A 14200-nucleotide genomic window follows, 5' to 3' on the forward strand; every position below is an offset into this window, starting at 1 on the left:
GGCTGGCGAGCGCGACGCCGTCGGGGCGCGCCCGGAGAAAAAGGGCGCGCGAGGCGTACGTGCGGGGGTGGTTCAGCCGAGCGGGATCCCGTTCACCGGCAGCCCGTGCGTGGGCAGGCCCTGGAGCGGCAGACCGCCGAGCAGACCCGCGACGGGGGCGGTGGGGCCTTCGGCGAGCAACTGCTCGGCAACGGGCTGGACGGCGGTCAGACCCGCGCCGAGCGCCGGCTGGGCCTGCGCGAGGGCGTCCCCGGCGCCCGGCAGGGCCTGGGCGACGTTCTCCGCCGGCAGCGTCCTGGTGACACCGTCCAGGGTCTGGGTGGCGTCCGGGACGGCCGGGGCGGCGTTGGCGGCGCCCGCACCGGCGGCGGCGAAGGCGGCGCCGAGGGCGGCGACACCGAGGGTCTTGACTGCAGACTGCTTCATGATGAATGCGTCCTCGAATACGGGGAACTGAGCGGTCCACGACCGTAAACACGGGACGCCGCTCTCCGCAAACAACGAAATGCGGACGGATCGTGAAGACCCGTCCGCACCCGGAGCCGGAATTATCGGAAATTCGGACTCAGTTGTCCGTGGAACCGCTGGTGGAGGCGGTCTGCTGGAACAGCCATTCGGACTTCAGTTCCGCATATCCGGGCTTGATCACGTCATTGATCATGGCCAGCCGTTCATCGAAAGGGATGAATGCTGACTTCATAGCATTGACGGAGAACCACAGGAGATCTTCGAGCACATAACCGAACGCGTCGACAAGGTGCTCGAATTCCCGGCTCATATTGGTGCCGGACATGAGCCTGTTGTCCGTATTGACCGTGGCCCGGAAGTGCAGCCGCCGCAGCAGTCCGATCGGATGCTCGGCGTACGAGGCGGCGGCCCCGGTCTGGAGGTTGGAGCTGGGGCACAGCTCCAGCGGGATGCGCTTGTCGCGGACGTACGAGGCGAGCCGTCCGAGCTTCACCGAGCCGTCCTCGGCGACCTCGATGTCGTCGATGATGCGGACGCCGTGCCCGAGCCGGTCGGCGCCGCACCATTGGAGGGCCTGCCAGATGGACGGCAGCCCGAAGGCCTCGCCCGCGTGGATGGTGAAGTGGTTGTTCTCGCGCTTGAGGTACTCGAAGGCGTCGAGATGCCGGGTGGGCGGGTAGCCCGCCTCCGCGCCGGCGATGTCGAAGCCGACCACGCCCAGGTCGCGGTAGCGGTTGGCGAGTTCGGCGATCTCCAGCGCGCGGGCGGCGTGCCGCATCGCGGTGAGCAGGGCGCCGACGCGGATCCGGTGGCCGTTGGCGCGGGCGAGCCGCTCGCCTTCCCGGAAGCCCTCGTTGACGGCCTCGACGACCTCCTCGAGGGTGAGGCCGCCGTCGAGATGCTGCTCGGGCGCGTATCGCACCTCGGCGTAGACGACGCCGTCCTCGGCGAGGTCCTCGGCGCACTCGCGGGCGACCCGCACCAGCGCCGCGCGGGTCTGCATGACGCCGACGGTGTGGGAGAAGGTCTCCAGGTACCGCTCCAGGGACCCGGAGTCGGCGGCCTCCCGGAACCAGATCCCGAGCTTGTCGGGGTCGGCCTCGGGGAGCCGGGTGTACCCGGCGTCCCGGGCGAGGTCGACGATCGTGCCGGGACGCAGCCCGCCGTCGAGATGGTCGTGCAGCAGAACCTTGGGCGCCCGGCGGATCTGATCCGGGCTGGGGATGGCGCCCTTCTGGATGCTCTGGCTCGTCATTTTCGCACCCTAACTCCTACGCGCGTAGATCGCTCGGCGGTCAACTCGGTCGATACGCAACGGTGACCGCACGGCCGGGTGGAGTACACCGGCGCTTCTGACACTGTTCTGTCATGGGACAGCAAGCGACGCCGCTTCGGTCGGCCAGGCTGGGGAGGGCCATCGGTCCGGAGCCGCAGTCGGTGAGTGGGGCGGTGCTGCTGCTCCCCGAGGGCGAGGAGGTCTCCGCCCGCAGACCCTCACCGCTGTGGCCGAGCGCCTCCGTCCGCGCCCTCGGGCGCAAACTCGCCCGCGCGGGGCGGGAGGAGGGCCTGGCCGTGCATGTCGTGCAGTACCGCTACCGCGGCTGGAACGGCAGCGAGGCCCACTTGGCCGCCGACGCCTCCTGGGCGGCCGACGAGATCGTACGGCGCTACGGGGACGTCCCGGTGTGCCTGGCCGGGGTCGACATGGGCGGGCGGGCCGCGCTGCACGCGGGTGGCCACGAGGCGGTCACCTCGGTCCTGGCGGTCGCCCCCTGGCTGCCGGAGGAGGACGTGGCGGTGCCACCCGAACCGGTGAAGCAGTTGGCGGGACGGCGGGTGCTGATCGTGCACGGCACCAACGACGAACGGACCGATCCGGAGCTGTCGTTCCGGCTGGCGGCGCGGGCGAAGAAGGCGAACCGGGACGTGTGCCGGTTCGAAGTGCACTCCGACGGACACGGGTTGCATCAGCACCGCGCCGAAGTGCTGTGCCTGTGCGAGGACTTCGTGATGGGGGCACTGTTCGGGCAGGCGCTCTCCCGCCCGGTCGAGGACGCGTTCGCGGCTCCGCCGCCCCTGGGGCTGCGGATGCCGTTGGCTTCGGGGTTCGGACGGTCGTTGCGGCGGTAGGCGGCGGGCGGTGCGCGGCGAGTGAGCGCCCTGTCTACGGCAGCAGGTTGCCCCTTCTCGACAGCAGGAACTTCTTGAAGGCCGCCACCGGGGGCGTGTCCGGGTGGCCGTCCAGCCAGGCGACGCCGATCTCACGGGCCGCTCTCGGGGCCGTGACCGTCAGTTCGACCACTCCGGGGCGGGGGACGGCGGGAGGTGGGAGCAGGGCCACGCCCAGGCCCGCGGCGACCAGGCCGCGCAGGGTTTCCGCCTCCTCGCCCTCGAAGGCGATCCGCGGGCGGAAGCCGGCCTGCCGGCAGAGGTCGTCGGTGATGCGGCGCAGACCGTAGCCGGGTTCCAGGGTCACGAAGGTCTCGTCGGCGGCCTCGGCGAGGCGGACGCGCCGGCGGGCGGCGAGGCGGTGGTCGGCGGGGACGACGAGGCGCAGTTTCTGCTCGTCGAGGCGGCGGCCGACGAGGTCGGGGGCGTCCGGGACGGGCGAGGTCAGGCACAGGTCCAGTTCACCGGCGCGCAGCCGCTCCAGCATGGCCTCTCCGTAGTTCTGGACGAGGCTGAAGCGGACCCGGGGGTGGTCGGCGCGGAAGGCGTGGATCAGGCCGGGGACGGTCTCGGCGCCCATCGTGTGCAGGAAGCCGAAGGCGACCTTTCCGGTGGCCGCGTCGGCGTCGGCGCGCACCTCGTCGGCGGCCCGCTCGACCTCGGCGAGGGCGCGTTCGACGGAGGTGAGGAAGGTGCGTCCGGCGGGCGTGAGGGAGACGGTGCGGCCGCGGCGGGCGAAGAGGTCGACGCCGAGGTCCTGTTCGAGGCGGACCATGGCCCGCGACAGGGTGGACTGCGGGACCTGCATCTCCTGTGCGGCTCGCGTGACGTGCTCGGTGCGGGCGACGCCCGCGAAGTACGCGAGTCGCGGGGCGAGCAGTGTGACGATGTCTTCCGTGTCACCGGACGGTGACAGCTGACCCTGTGACCTGTGCTGATGCGCCATGGGAACGATTATGGCGATTCCATGCATTGGACGGATGAGCGGGGCGGTCCGTACGTTCGATGCATGTCTCCCGCCAGTACCGGGGCGTCCACCAGCGTGGGCGCGTCCCGACCGTTCCCGCCGCCGCCTCCCCCGCCTCCCCCTCCGACACCCTGATGGCTCCGGGCGGTCCCGGTTACCGCCGGATGAGCTTCGCCCTCTTCCTGGCCGGGGTGGCGACCTTCGCCCTGCTGTACTCCACGCAGGCGCTGCTGCCGCTGATCTCCGGTGAGTTCGGGGTCGCGGCGAGCGACGCGAGCTGGACGGTGGCGGCGGCGACCGGTGGGCTGGCCCTGTTCGTGCTGCCGATGAGCGCCCTGTCGGAGCGCTACGGCCGCCGTACGGTGATGACCGGCTCGCTGGCGGTCGCGGTGAGCGTGGGGCTGCTGGTCCCCTTCGCGCCTTCGCTGGGCTCACTGGTGGTGCTGCGGGGCCTCCAGGGGGCGGCGCTGGCCGGTCTGCCGGCGTCCGCCACCGCGTATCTCGCGGAGGAGGTCCGGCCTCGGTTCCTGGTGACGGCGATCGGCCTGTTCGTGGCGGGCAACAGCGTCGGCGGGATGAGCGGCCGGGTCATCACCGGCTGGGTCGCGCAGGAGTGGGGCTGGCGGGTCGCGGTCGGCGTGATCGGGGCGGTCGCGGTGGCCTGTGCGATCGCCTTCCGGCTGCTGCTGCCGGCGCCGAGGCACTTCACGCCGGGCTCGCTGCGTCCGCGGGTGCTGGCGCGCACGGTCCGCGATCACCTGGCCGACCCGCTGCTGTGCCGCCTGTACGCCATCGGCGCGCTGTTCATGACCGTCTTCGGCGGTGTGTACACGGTCATCGGCTACCGGCTGACCGAGGCACCGTTCTCGCTGCCGCAGGGCATCGTCGGCTCGGTCTTCCTGGTCTATCTGGTGGGCACGGTGTCCGCGTCGACGGCGGGCCGGCTTGTCGGCCGACTGGGCCGGCGCGGGGCCCTGTATCTGGCGGGCGGCACCACGGCCCTGGGCCTGCTGGTCTCCCTCGCGGACTCGCTCCTCCTGGTGCTGCTGGGTCTGGTGCTGATCACGGCGGGCTTCTTCGCCGGGCACGCGGTGGCGTCCTCGGCGGTCAGCAAGACGGCGACGACCGGCCGCGCGCAGGCCTCGGCGCTCTACCAGTCCGCCTATTACATCGGCTCCAGCGCGGGCAGCACGGTGGGCGCGGTGGCGTTCCACGCGGGCGGCTGGGCGGGCACGGTCGGCGTGGGCGTCCTGGCGGTGCTCGGCGTCGTGACGATCACGGTGTTCGGGACCCGGGCGGCACGCCGGCAGCCGCTGGTCGCCGCGCACTGAGGCGCTCTCCTCCCTGGGTGCCCCTTCGGGGGCACCTCACCACCACCCGCCCGACCTGCGGGTTCGCCGAGTCGGGGAGCCGTTGTCAGTGGGCTGCGGTAGCTTCCGAAGTACCGGGGCGCACAGGCGCGTGACAGAACGGCCACAGGGGTGGGTGGACGACGATGAGTGACAGTACGGCGACGGTGGACGATCTCGACGCCAGGCTGGAGAAACACCGGGTCGAGCTGACGGGGTACTGCTACCGCATGCTCGGTTCCTCCTTCGAGGCGGAGGACGCGGTGCAGGACACCCTGGTGCGCGCCTGGCGGAGCTACGACAAGTTCGAGGGCCGTTCCAGTCTGCGGTCCTGGCTGTACCGCATCGCGACGAACGTCTGTCTGGACATGCTGAACGCGGGCAACAAGCGGGCCCGCCCGATGGACCTCTCCGAGTCCACGCCCCTCGCCAGGGCGGCGCTCTCGCCCCGTCCGGACAACACCTGGCTGGAGCCCATGCCCGACGCGCGCGTGCTGCCCACGGTCGAGGACCCGGCGGAGGCGGCCGTCGCCAAGGAGTCGGTGCGGCTGGCCTTCATGGCCGCGCTCCAGCAACTGCCGCCGAAGCAGCGGGCCGTGCTGATCCTGCGCGAGGTGCTGGCGTGGAGGGCGAGCGAGGTCGCCGAACTGCTGGACACCTCGGTCGCCTCGGTGAACAGTGCGCTCCAGCGGGCCCGCGCGACCCTCGCCGAGCGCGCCGACCGAGGTGCCGAGGCGGCGGTCTCCGACCCGTTGGACGAGGAGCAGCAGAAGCTCCTGGAGCGCTATGTGGCGGCCTTCGAGGGGTACGACATGTCGGCGATGACGGCGCTCCTCCACGAGGACGCCGTCATGACGATGCCGCCGTTCGACCTGTGGCTGACCGGCCATGACGACATCGCGGGCTTCATGACGACGATGGGCTCGGCCTGCGAGGGGTCGCGTCTGCTGCCGGTCGAGGTCAACGGCCTGCCGGGCTTCGCGCAGTACAAGCCGGACCCGGAGAAGGGCGGCTTCACGCCCTGGGCGGTTCAGGTCCTGGAGATCTCAGACGGCCGCCTCACCGGATTCCACTTCTTCCTCGACACCGAGCGGTGGTTCCCGCTGTTCGGGGTCCCCCTCCACCTCGAAGCGGAGGCCGACCAGGTCGAGCAGGGCGAGTAGCGCCGGGTCGGGGGCGCGCAGGCGTATGCGTCCACCACCCCGGCGGGCGGTCAGCTGGAGCCGTGCCAGCAGGTCGACGGTCGTCACCCCCGGCGCCCCGAGTCCGGCCACCTCGCATACGACCACGCCGCCCGCGGCGCGCTCCAGCAGGGCCCGCAGGTCGTCGCAGAGTCCCCCCACCCGGCTCCGCGCGAGGGGGCCGGCGAGGGTGAGTACGGGGGGTGTCGTCGCGTCCACGGGGGGTAGACCGGCCGTGTTCGCGTAACTCATCGTCGCCGTGGGGCTAAGCCAAGCCCTCATTTGCCTAAAACCTTTAGCCAAATGCACACTGAGGTCCACTGTCTGGCGAGAGGACATGGTGAGCTGTCATGGCGCGCGTGGGCCTGACCCCGGATCGGCTGACCCGGGCGGGCGCGGACATGGCCGACGAGGTCGGCTTCGATCAGGTGACCGTCTCGGCGCTGGCCCGCCGGTTCGACGTCAAGGTCGCGAGCCTGTACTCACATGTGAGGAACTCGCACGACCTCAAGACGCGCATCGCCCTGCTGGCCCTGGAGGAACTGGCCGACCGGGGCTCCGCCGCGCTGGCCGGCCGCTCCGGCAAGGACGCCCTCACCGCCCTCGCCGACGTCTACCGCGACTACGCCCACGACCACCCCGGACGCTATGCCGCCGCCCAGTTCCGGCTCACCCCGGAGGCCGCCGCGGCCAGTGCCGGGACACGGCACTCCCAGATGACCCGGGCCATCCTGCGGGGCTACGACCTCGACGAACCGGACCAGACTCACGCCGTCCGGCTGCTCGGCAGCGTCTTCCACGGATACGTCAGCCTCGAACAGGCCGGCGGTTTCAGCCATAGTGCCCCCGACTCCCAGGCGTCCTGGTCCCGCATCCTCGACGCCCTCGACGCGCTGCTGCGGAACTGGCCGACCACGGAAGCAGGCTGAAGCGATGTCTCCCGAGACCCGCTGGACCACCACCCCCATCACCGCCGGCCTCCTGCGCGGCGCCCTGGAGACCGAGCGCACCGAGCACGGCCTCCTGCCGCACCGCCTGCCGGCCTGGGCCCGCGCCCAGTGCGCCGACGAGCAGCTGGCCATGGCCGAGTCCCAGCCGTCCGGCGTCCGGCTGGCCTTCCGTACCCGGGCCACCGCCGTCGAGCTGGACACGCTCCCCACCAAGCGGCAGTACGTGGGCGCCCCGCCCCGGCCGGACGGGCTCTACGACCTGGTCGTCGACGGACGCCCCGCGGGCCAGGGCACCGTGCCGGCGGGGCACGTGCTCGTCATCGACATGATGGCGGGGACCTCCGAGCGTCGGCCCGGCCGGCCCGGCACGCTGCGCTTCACGGACCTGTCCGAGGGCGCGAAGGACATCGAGATCTGGCTGCCGCACAACGAGACCACCGAACTCGTCGCCCTGCGCACCGACGCGCCCGTGGAGCCCGCGGGCACCCCCGACCGACGGCTCTGGGTGCACCACGGCAGTTCCATCAGCCATGGCTCGGACGCCGCCGGTCCGACCGGTATCTGGCCCGCGGTCGCCGCCCGGGCGGGCGGGGTGGAACTGGTCAACCTGGGGCTGGGCGGGAGCGCGCTGCTCGATCCGTTCGTCGCCCGCGTCCTGCGGGACACCCCGGCCGACCTGATCAGCATCAAGATCGGCATCAACCTCGTCAACACGGACCTGATGCGGCTGCGGGCGTTCGGGCCCGCCGTGCACGGGTTCCTCGACACCGTGCGGGAGGGGCATCCCCGTACGCCGCTGATGGTCGTGTCGCCCGTCCTGTGCCCCATGCACGAGGACACGCCCGGGCCCAGTGCGCCTGATTTCCGGGGGCTGGAGCAGGGGGTGCTGCGGTTCGTGCCCATGGGGGATCCCGCGGAGGTGGCGGGCGGGAAGCTGACCCTGCGGGTCATCCGGGAGGAGCTGGCGCGGATCGTCGCGCAGCGGGCGGCCGACGATCCGCACCTGCACTACCTCGACGGGCGGGAGCTGTACGGGGAGGGGGACGTGTCGGAGTTGCCGCTGCCCGACCAGTTGCATCCGGATGCGGCGACCCATCGGCTGATGGGCGAGCGGTTCGCGGCGGCCGTCTTCGGCGAAGGGGCCTTCGGCGAAGGGGTCGGGGCCGGGTGAGGGCCCCGGGACCCTGGGGCGCGCCCCCACACCCCCGCTTTCGGCCTGAACGGCCTCGGCCTCGAACGCCGGTCGGGCTGTTTACGCGATGCGCTCCCGAACCACCGGGGACGCCTCGTGACGCGTGCCCGGGGCCGCGATGTCGTAGGAGCCCTCCACCGATTCCAGGGCGTAGGCGAAGCGCTCGGGGGTGTCGGTGTGGAGGGTCAGGAGGGGCTGGCCCTCGGTGATCGTGTCGCCGGGCTTGGCGTGGAGTTCGATGCCGGCGCCCGCCTGTACCGGGTCCTCCTTGCGGGCGCGGCCGGCGCCCAGGCGCCAGGCGGCGACGCCGATGCCGTAGGCGTCGAGGCGGGTGAGGACGCCGGTGGCCGGGGCCTTGACGACGTGCTGTTCCCGCGCGGTGGGGAGGGGGGCGTCCGGGTCGCCGCCCTGGGCGGTGATCATGCGACGCCAGGCGTCCATCGCGGAGCCGTCGGCGAGGGCCTTCGCCGGGTCGGCGTCCTTCACCCCGGCCGCGTCCAGCATTTCGCGGGCCAGGGCGAGGGTCAGTTCGACGACGTCGGCAGGGCCGCCGCCCGCGAGGACCTCGACCGACTCACGGACCTCCAGGGCGTTGCCCGCGGTGAGGCCGAGGGGGGTGGACATGTCGGTGAGGAGTGCGACGGTCCGCACGCCGTGGTCGGTGCCGAGACCCACCATCGTGGAGGCCAGCTCGCGCGCGTCCTCGATGGTCTTCATGAAGGCGCCGGTGCCGACCTTCACGTCCAGGACCAGGGAGCCCGTGCCCTCGGCGATCTTCTTCGACATGATCGACGAGGCGATGAGGGGGATCGCCTCGACCGTGCCGGTGACGTCGCGCAGGGCGTAGAGCTTCTTGTCGGCGGGGGCCAGGCCGTCGCCCGCCGCGCAGATCACGGCGCCGGTGGTGTCGAGGACGTGCAGCATCTCCTCGTTGGACAGGAGCGCGCGCCAGCCGGGGATCGACTCCAGCTTGTCCAGGGTGCCGCCGGTGTGGCCGAGGCCGCGGCCCGAGAGCTGGGGGACGGCCGCGCCGCAGGCCGCCACCAGGGGGGCCAGCGGGAGGGTGATCTTGTCGCCGACGCCGCCCGTGGAGTGCTTGTCGGCGGTCGGGCGGGACAGGGACGAGAAGTCCATGCGCTCGCCGGAGGCGATCATCGCGGCCGTCCAGCGGGCGATCTCACGGCGGTTCATGCCGTTGAGCAGGATCGCCATGGCGAGCGAGGACATCTGCTCGTCGGCGACCTCGCCACGGGTGTACGCGTCGATGACCCAGTCGATCTGTTCGTCGCTGAGTTCACCGCGGTCCCGCTTGGTGCGGATGACGGAGATGGCGTCCATGGCCATGGCTTTCCTTCCGAGGGACACAAGCTTCGCAGGGGCCGGAGCTTGCGGGGTGCAGAGATCGGTGCCGAGAAAGTGTGCGGCCCCTCTGCCCGGTTCACGCGGGTCAGAGGGGCCGCACGGGAGTCACTTGGTGAGGTGGTCCGGGCCGAAGGCCTGCGGGAGCATCTTTGCCAGCGGGAGGATCCCGGCCGGCGTCTCCAGCAGCAGGTCCGGGCCGCCGAACTCGTACAGCAGCTGGCGGCAGCGGCCGCACGGGACGAGGATCTCGCCCCGGCCGTCCACGCAGGTGAAGTGGGTGAGGCGGCCGCCGCCGGTGCGCTGCAGCTCCGAGACCAGACCGCACTCCGCGCACAGGCCGATGCCGTAGGAGGCGTTCTCGACGTTGCAGCCGGAGACGGTACGGCCGTCGTCGACCAGGGCCGCCACGCCGACCGGGTAGTCCGAGTACGGGGCGTACGCGTGGCGCATGGCCTCACGGGCCAGCTCGCGCAGGGCGTCCCAGTCGACGGCGGCGGCCGGGGTCACTTGCCCTGCCCCTTGTAATAGGGCAGGCCGTCGGCCTTGGGCATGCGCAGGCGTTGCGCGGAGAGCGACAGCACCAGCAGGGTCACGACGTACGGGGCCGCGGAGACGACCTGGCGCGGGACCTCGTCCACGCTGGTGTACCAGAGGAACATCAGGGCCGAGATCACCAGGGTGACGACGGCGGAGACGTACTTCTTCTTCCAGGCCAGGTAGGCCGCGCCGATGACCAGCAGGATCGCGAGGAGCAGGATGAGGGCGTGCACGTTGGTGGTGCCGCCGCGCAGGTTCAGGCTGTCGGTGTAGCCGAACAGGCCCGCGCCGAGGGCGAGGCCGCCCGGCATCCAGTTGCCGAAGATCATCGCGGCGAGGCCGATGTAGCCGCGGCCGGCGGTCTGGCCGTCGAGGTACACGTTCGAGGCGACGATCGACAGGAAGGCGCCGCCGAGGCCGGCGAAACCGCCCGAGACGATCACGGCGATGTACTTGTACTTGTAGACGTTGACGCCGAGGGATTCGGCGGCCACCGGGTTCTCGCCGCAGGAGCGCAGCCGCAGGCCGAAGGCGGTCCGCCACAGCACCCACCAGGTGGCGGGGACGAGGGCGACCGCGACGACGGTCAGCGGGGAGAGGTTGGTGACCAGACCGCCGACCAGGCCGGCGATGTCGGAGACCAGGAACCAGTGCTTGTCGTTCAGGGTCTCCAGCCAGCCGGACAGCCCGGGGATGTCGAAGGTGCCCAGCGATTCGATCGGCGGGGACTGCTTGGAGGAGCCCTGCGGGGCGTCCTCGAAGGTGAACTTCGACAGGTAGCGGGTGGTGCCCAGGGCCAGGATGTTCAGCGCCACACCGGAGACGATGTGGTTGACCTTGAACGTCACGGTGGCGATGGCGTGCAGGACACCGCCGAGCGCGCCGCCGATGATGCCGAAGGCGACACCGGTCCACGGGCCCCACTGGTAGCCGGCCCAGGCGCCGAACCAGGTGCCGAGGACCATCATGCCCTCGAGGCCGATGTTGACGACGCCCGCGCGCTCGGCCCACAGGCCGCCGAGGCCGGCGAGGCCGATCGGCACGGCCAGGCGCAGCGCGGTGGACATCTGGCCGGTCGAGGTGATGCCGTCCGCGCCGGAGATCAGGCGGACGATCGAGGTGAGGACCAGCACTCCCGCGATGATCAGCAGGATTACCGGGAGAGACATGCGGCGGCCGCCCTTGCCGGGCTTCGCCTGCGGCTTGGCGATGGTCGCGGTGGACATCAGGCCGCCACCTCCTTCTTGGCGTTGTTGTTGGCGGCCGCGGCCAGCTCGGCGCCGACCAGCTTCTGCTGACGGCGCAGACCCCACTGGCGCACGGCCTCGTAGGAGATGACGACCGCGAAGACGATCAGGCCCTGCATGATCGTGGCGATCTCCTTCTCGTACGCCACCGGGGTGGCGTAGTCGAGGGCGGGGGACGTCTTGTCGAGGAAGGCCCACAGGAGGGCGGCCAGCGCGATGCCGCCGGGGTTGTTGCGGCCGAGGAGGGCGATGCCGATGGCGGTGAAGCCCAGGCCGGCCGGGAAGCTGAGGCTGTAGGTGTGGGCGTCGCCGAGCAGCAGCGGCAGACCGGAGATGCCGGCGACTGCGCCGGAGATCAGCATCGCGGTGAGCACCATGCGCTTGGCGTTGACGCCGGAGGCCGCCGCGGCGGTCTCGGACTCGCCGGTGGCGCGCAGGTCGAAGCCGAAGCGGGTGCGGTTGAGGACGATCCAGTAGCCGATGCCGAGCGCGACGGCGAGGAAGACCAGGCCGTAGATCTCGCCGACGTCCTGGCCCAGGTCGATGCCGGGGACCCAGCCGGACTCCTTCATGACGCCGGTGGTGACATTGTCGCCGAGTAGGACGCCGAAGTTCTCGCGGAGCGTGAGGTAGCCGATGAGGCTGGTGGCGATCGCGTTGAGCATGATCGTCGCGACGACCTCGCTGACACCGCGGGTGACCTTCAGGACGCCCGCGATGCCCGCCCACATGGCGCCGGTGAGCGCGCCGACCAGGAGCAGCAGCGGGACCTGGAGGAAGGACGGCAGCGACACGTGCGCGCCGACCACGGCGGTCATCATGGCGCCGAGGCGGTACTGGCCGTCGACACCGATGTTGAACAGGTTCATGCGGAAGCCGAGGGCGACCGCGAGGGCGGCGATGTAGTACAGCGAGGCCTGGTTGACGATCAGGACCTGGACGTCGGAGAACCCGGCCTGCTCCAGCATCAGCCGGTACGGCTCGAACGGGTTCTTGCCGGAGGCGATCAGCACGATCGACGTCAGCAGGATCGCCGAGACCAGCGCGATGACCGGGCCGGCCACCGCGAGGAGCAGGCGCTCCTTGTCGAACTTCTTCATCGGGCCTCGTCCTCCGGGGCGGCTTCTTCTTCGACGTGCTCGAGGTGCCCGGACGCGGCGCCGGTCATGGCCGAGCCGAGTTCCTCGGGGGTGACGGTCGCCGGGTCGGCGTCGGCGACCAGCCTGCCGTCGTAGATCACCCGGAGGGTGTCCGACAGGCCGATCAGCTCGTCCAGGTCGGCCGAGATCAGCAGCACCGCCAGGCCCTCGCGGCGGGCCTCGCGGATGCGGTCCCAGATCTGGGCCTGCGCGCCGACGTCCACACCGCGGGTGGGGTGGGCGGCGATCAGGAACTTGGGGTTGTGGCTCATCTCTCGGCCGACGATCAGCTTCTGCTGGTTGCCGCCGGAGAGGGAGGCGGCCGTGACGTCGATGCCGGGGGTGCGGACGTCGTACTCCTGGACGATCCGGCGGGTGTCGTCCTGCGCGCCCTTGGGGTTCAGCCAGAAGCCCTTGGCGTTGGGGGCCTCGGTGACGTGGCCGAGGATGCGGTTCTCCCAGAGCGGGGCCTCCAGGAGCAGGCCCTGGCGGTGGCGGTCCTCGGGGATGTAGCCGACGCCCTGCTCACGGCGCTTGCGGGTCGGCCAGGGGGTGATGTCCTCGCCGAGGAAGGCGATGGTGCCGGAGTCGGCGTCCCTGGTGCCGATCAGCGCGTCGATCAGCTCGGTCTGGCCGTTGCCCTCGACGCCGGCGATGCCCATGACCTCACCGGCGTGGATGGTGAAGGAGACGTCGTCGAGGACCTTCTTGACCTCGCCGGCCGCCTCGACCAGGGAGCCGGGGCCCACGGGCTCGGACTCCGGGCCCAGGGAGGCGCCGCCGCTCGCGTAGACCGTGAGGTTCTCGACCTTGATGACGGGCTTGTCGGTGACCGTCGACTCGGCGGTCTCCGGGGTGGGCAGTTCGCTGCCGACCATCATCTCGGCGAGCTGGCGGGGGGTCGTCTTCGCGGGAACGGCCGTGCCGACCGTCGTACCGCGCCGGATGACCGTGATGTCGTCGGCCACCGACAGGACCTCGCCCAGCTTGTGGGAGATGAAGATGACGGAGAGGCCCTCGGACTTCAGCTCGCGCAGGTTGGCGAAGAGCGCCGCCACCTCCTGCGGGACCAGGACCGCGGTCGGCTCGTCGAGGATCAGGGTGCGGGCGCCGCGGAAGAGGACCTTGAGGATCTCCACGCGCTGGCGGTCGGCGACACCGAGGTCCTCGACCAGGGCGTCGGGGCGTACGCCGAGGCCGTAGCGGTCGGAGATCTCCTTGATCTTCCTGCGGGCGCCGCCGCCGATGCCGTGCAGCTTCTCGCTGCCGAGCACCACGTTCTCCAGGACGGTCAGGTTGTCCGCGAGCATGAAGTGCTGGTGGACCATGCCGATGCCGCGGGCGATGGCGTCGGCGGGGCTGGAGAAGCTCACCTGTTCGCCGTCGACCGCGATGGTGCCCTCGTCCGGCTTCTGCATGCCGTAGAGGATCTTCATCAGGGTCGACTTGCCGGCGCCGTTCTCGCCGACGAGGGCGTGCACGGTGCCCTTGCGGACGCTCAGGTGGATGTCGTGGTTGGCGACGACACCGGGGAATCGCTTGGTGATGCCCGCGAGCTCTACCGCGACTGTCGACGGGGCGGTGAGCGGAGGGCTGCTGGACGCGTCGATGGCGCACTCTCCTCGGGAAAGGGGCCGCT

General features: G+C 71.3%; 13 protein-coding genes and 1 pseudogene. 5 read left to right on the forward strand and 9 right to left on the reverse strand.

The window, feature by feature from the left end:
• Positions 1-72 precede the first annotated feature (72 nt).
• Positions 73-426, reverse strand: a complete 354-nt coding sequence (locus BM536_RS30725) for an ATP-binding protein (protein ID WP_073499326.1) — start codon at positions 424-426, stop codon at positions 73-75.
• Positions 427-565: 139 nt separating this feature from the next.
• Complete coding sequence (locus BM536_RS30730) at positions 566-1723, reverse strand: adenosine deaminase (protein WP_073499328.1); 1158 nt, start codon at positions 1721-1723, stop codon at positions 566-568.
• 113 nt (positions 1724-1836) lie between these two features.
• Here BM536_RS30730 and BM536_RS30735 point away from each other — a divergent pair, with 113 nt between their 5' ends.
• Positions 1837-2598, forward strand: a complete 762-nt coding sequence (locus tag BM536_RS30735) for an alpha/beta hydrolase family protein (protein WP_073499330.1) — start codon at positions 1837-1839, stop codon at positions 2596-2598.
• A gap of 34 nt (positions 2599-2632) precedes the next feature.
• Here BM536_RS30735 and BM536_RS30740 read toward each other — a convergent pair whose 3' ends face one another.
• Complete coding sequence (locus BM536_RS30740; RefSeq protein ID WP_073499332.1) at positions 2633-3583, reverse strand: LysR family transcriptional regulator; 951 nt, start codon at positions 3581-3583, stop codon at positions 2633-2635.
• Between the two features lie 63 nt (positions 3584-3646).
• Here BM536_RS30740 and BM536_RS30745 point away from each other — a divergent pair.
• Both BM536_RS30745 and BM536_RS30750 read left to right on the forward strand, forming a co-directional pair.
• Positions 3647-4935: pseudogene (locus tag BM536_RS30745) on the forward strand (MFS transporter).
• 164 nt (positions 4936-5099) lie between these two features.
• Positions 5100-6116: a sigma-70 family RNA polymerase sigma factor gene (locus BM536_RS30750; protein ID WP_073499334.1), complete on the forward strand. Its 1017-nt coding sequence runs from the start codon at positions 5100-5102 to the stop codon at positions 6114-6116.
• Here the strand turns inward: BM536_RS30750 and BM536_RS30755 are convergent.
• Positions 6000-6386, reverse strand: a complete 387-nt coding sequence (locus BM536_RS30755; RefSeq protein ID WP_143651041.1) for an STAS domain-containing protein — start codon at positions 6384-6386, stop codon at positions 6000-6002. The two genes, BM536_RS30750 and BM536_RS30755, sit on opposite strands and share 117 nt — an antisense overlap.
• 98 nt (positions 6387-6484) lie before the next feature.
• Between BM536_RS30755 and BM536_RS30760 the strand changes: the two genes are divergently transcribed.
• Both BM536_RS30760 and BM536_RS30765 read left to right on the forward strand, forming a co-directional pair.
• Positions 6485-7063: a TetR/AcrR family transcriptional regulator gene (locus BM536_RS30760; RefSeq protein ID WP_073499338.1), complete on the forward strand. Its 579-nt coding sequence runs from the start codon at positions 6485-6487 to the stop codon at positions 7061-7063.
• A 4-nt stretch (positions 7064-7067) separates the two neighbouring features.
• A complete protein-coding gene (locus BM536_RS30765; protein WP_094103761.1) occupies positions 7068-8255 on the forward strand; it encodes a GDSL-type esterase/lipase family protein in 1188 nt (395 codons plus the stop codon).
• An 81-nt stretch (positions 8256-8336) separates the two neighbouring features.
• Here the strand turns inward: BM536_RS30765 and BM536_RS30770 are convergent, their stop codons facing one another.
• The 5 genes from BM536_RS30770 to BM536_RS30790 form a co-directional block, all read right to left on the reverse strand.
• Positions 8337-9614 carry a thymidine phosphorylase gene (locus tag BM536_RS30770; protein ID WP_211362981.1) on the reverse strand — a complete coding sequence of 426 codons (1278 nt, stop codon included), beginning with the start codon at positions 9612-9614 and terminating at the stop codon, positions 8337-8339.
• A gap of 129 nt (positions 9615-9743) precedes the next feature.
• Positions 9744-10145, reverse strand: a complete 402-nt coding sequence (locus tag BM536_RS30775) for a cytidine deaminase (protein ID WP_073498603.1) — start codon at positions 10143-10145, stop codon at positions 9744-9746.
• Complete coding sequence (locus tag BM536_RS30780) at positions 10142-11401, reverse strand: ABC transporter permease (RefSeq protein ID WP_073498601.1); 1260 nt, start codon at positions 11399-11401, stop codon at positions 10142-10144. The genes BM536_RS30775 and BM536_RS30780 overlap by 4 nt, the downstream gene beginning before the upstream one ends.
• Complete coding sequence (locus BM536_RS30785) at positions 11401-12522, reverse strand: ABC transporter permease (RefSeq protein WP_073498599.1); 1122 nt, start codon at positions 12520-12522, stop codon at positions 11401-11403. The genes BM536_RS30780 and BM536_RS30785 overlap by 1 nt, the downstream gene beginning before the upstream one ends.
• On the reverse strand, positions 12519-14171 hold the full coding sequence (locus tag BM536_RS30790) for an ABC transporter ATP-binding protein (protein WP_073498597.1): 1653 nt from the start codon (positions 14169-14171) through the stop codon (positions 12519-12521). The genes BM536_RS30785 and BM536_RS30790 overlap by 4 nt, the downstream gene beginning before the upstream one ends.
• Between the last annotated feature and the right edge of the window lie 29 nt (positions 14172-14200).

The sequence above is a fragment of the Streptomyces phaeoluteigriseus genome (assembly GCF_001896135.2).
In the GTDB taxonomy this organism is placed as follows: Bacteria; Actinomycetota; Actinomycetes; order Streptomycetales; family Streptomycetaceae; genus Streptomyces; species Streptomyces phaeoluteigriseus.

Excerpts from the sequence above, each read along its gene's own strand:
- BM536_RS30725 (WP_073499326.1), bottom strand. The coding sequence starts at position 426 with ATGAAGCAGTCTGCAGTCAAGACCCTCGGTGTCGCCGCCCTCGGCGCC.
- BM536_RS30730 (WP_073499328.1), bottom strand. The coding sequence starts at position 1,723 with ATGACGAGCCAGAGCATCCAGAAGGGCGCCATCCCCAGCCCGGATCAG.
- BM536_RS30735 (WP_073499330.1), top strand. The coding sequence starts at position 1,837 with ATGGGACAGCAAGCGACGCCGCTTCGGTCGGCCAGGCTGGGGAGGGCC.
- BM536_RS30740 (WP_073499332.1), bottom strand. The coding sequence starts at position 3,583 with ATGGCGCATCAGCACAGGTCACAGGGTCAGCTGTCACCGTCCGGTGAC.
- BM536_RS30750 (WP_073499334.1), top strand. The coding sequence starts at position 5,100 with ATGAGTGACAGTACGGCGACGGTGGACGATCTCGACGCCAGGCTGGAG.
- BM536_RS30755 (WP_143651041.1), bottom strand. The coding sequence starts at position 6,386 with ATGAGTTACGCGAACACGGCCGGTCTACCCCCCGTGGACGCGACGACA.
- BM536_RS30760 (WP_073499338.1), top strand. The coding sequence starts at position 6,485 with ATGGCGCGCGTGGGCCTGACCCCGGATCGGCTGACCCGGGCGGGCGCG.
- BM536_RS30765 (WP_094103761.1), top strand. The coding sequence starts at position 7,068 with ATGTCTCCCGAGACCCGCTGGACCACCACCCCCATCACCGCCGGCCTC.
- BM536_RS30770 (WP_211362981.1), bottom strand. The coding sequence starts at position 9,614 with ATGGACGCCATCTCCGTCATCCGCACCAAGCGGGACCGCGGTGAACTC.
- BM536_RS30780 (WP_073498601.1), bottom strand. The coding sequence starts at position 11,401 with ATGTCCACCGCGACCATCGCCAAGCCGCAGGCGAAGCCCGGCAAGGGC.
- BM536_RS30785 (WP_073498599.1), bottom strand. The coding sequence starts at position 12,522 with ATGAAGAAGTTCGACAAGGAGCGCCTGCTCCTCGCGGTGGCCGGCCCG.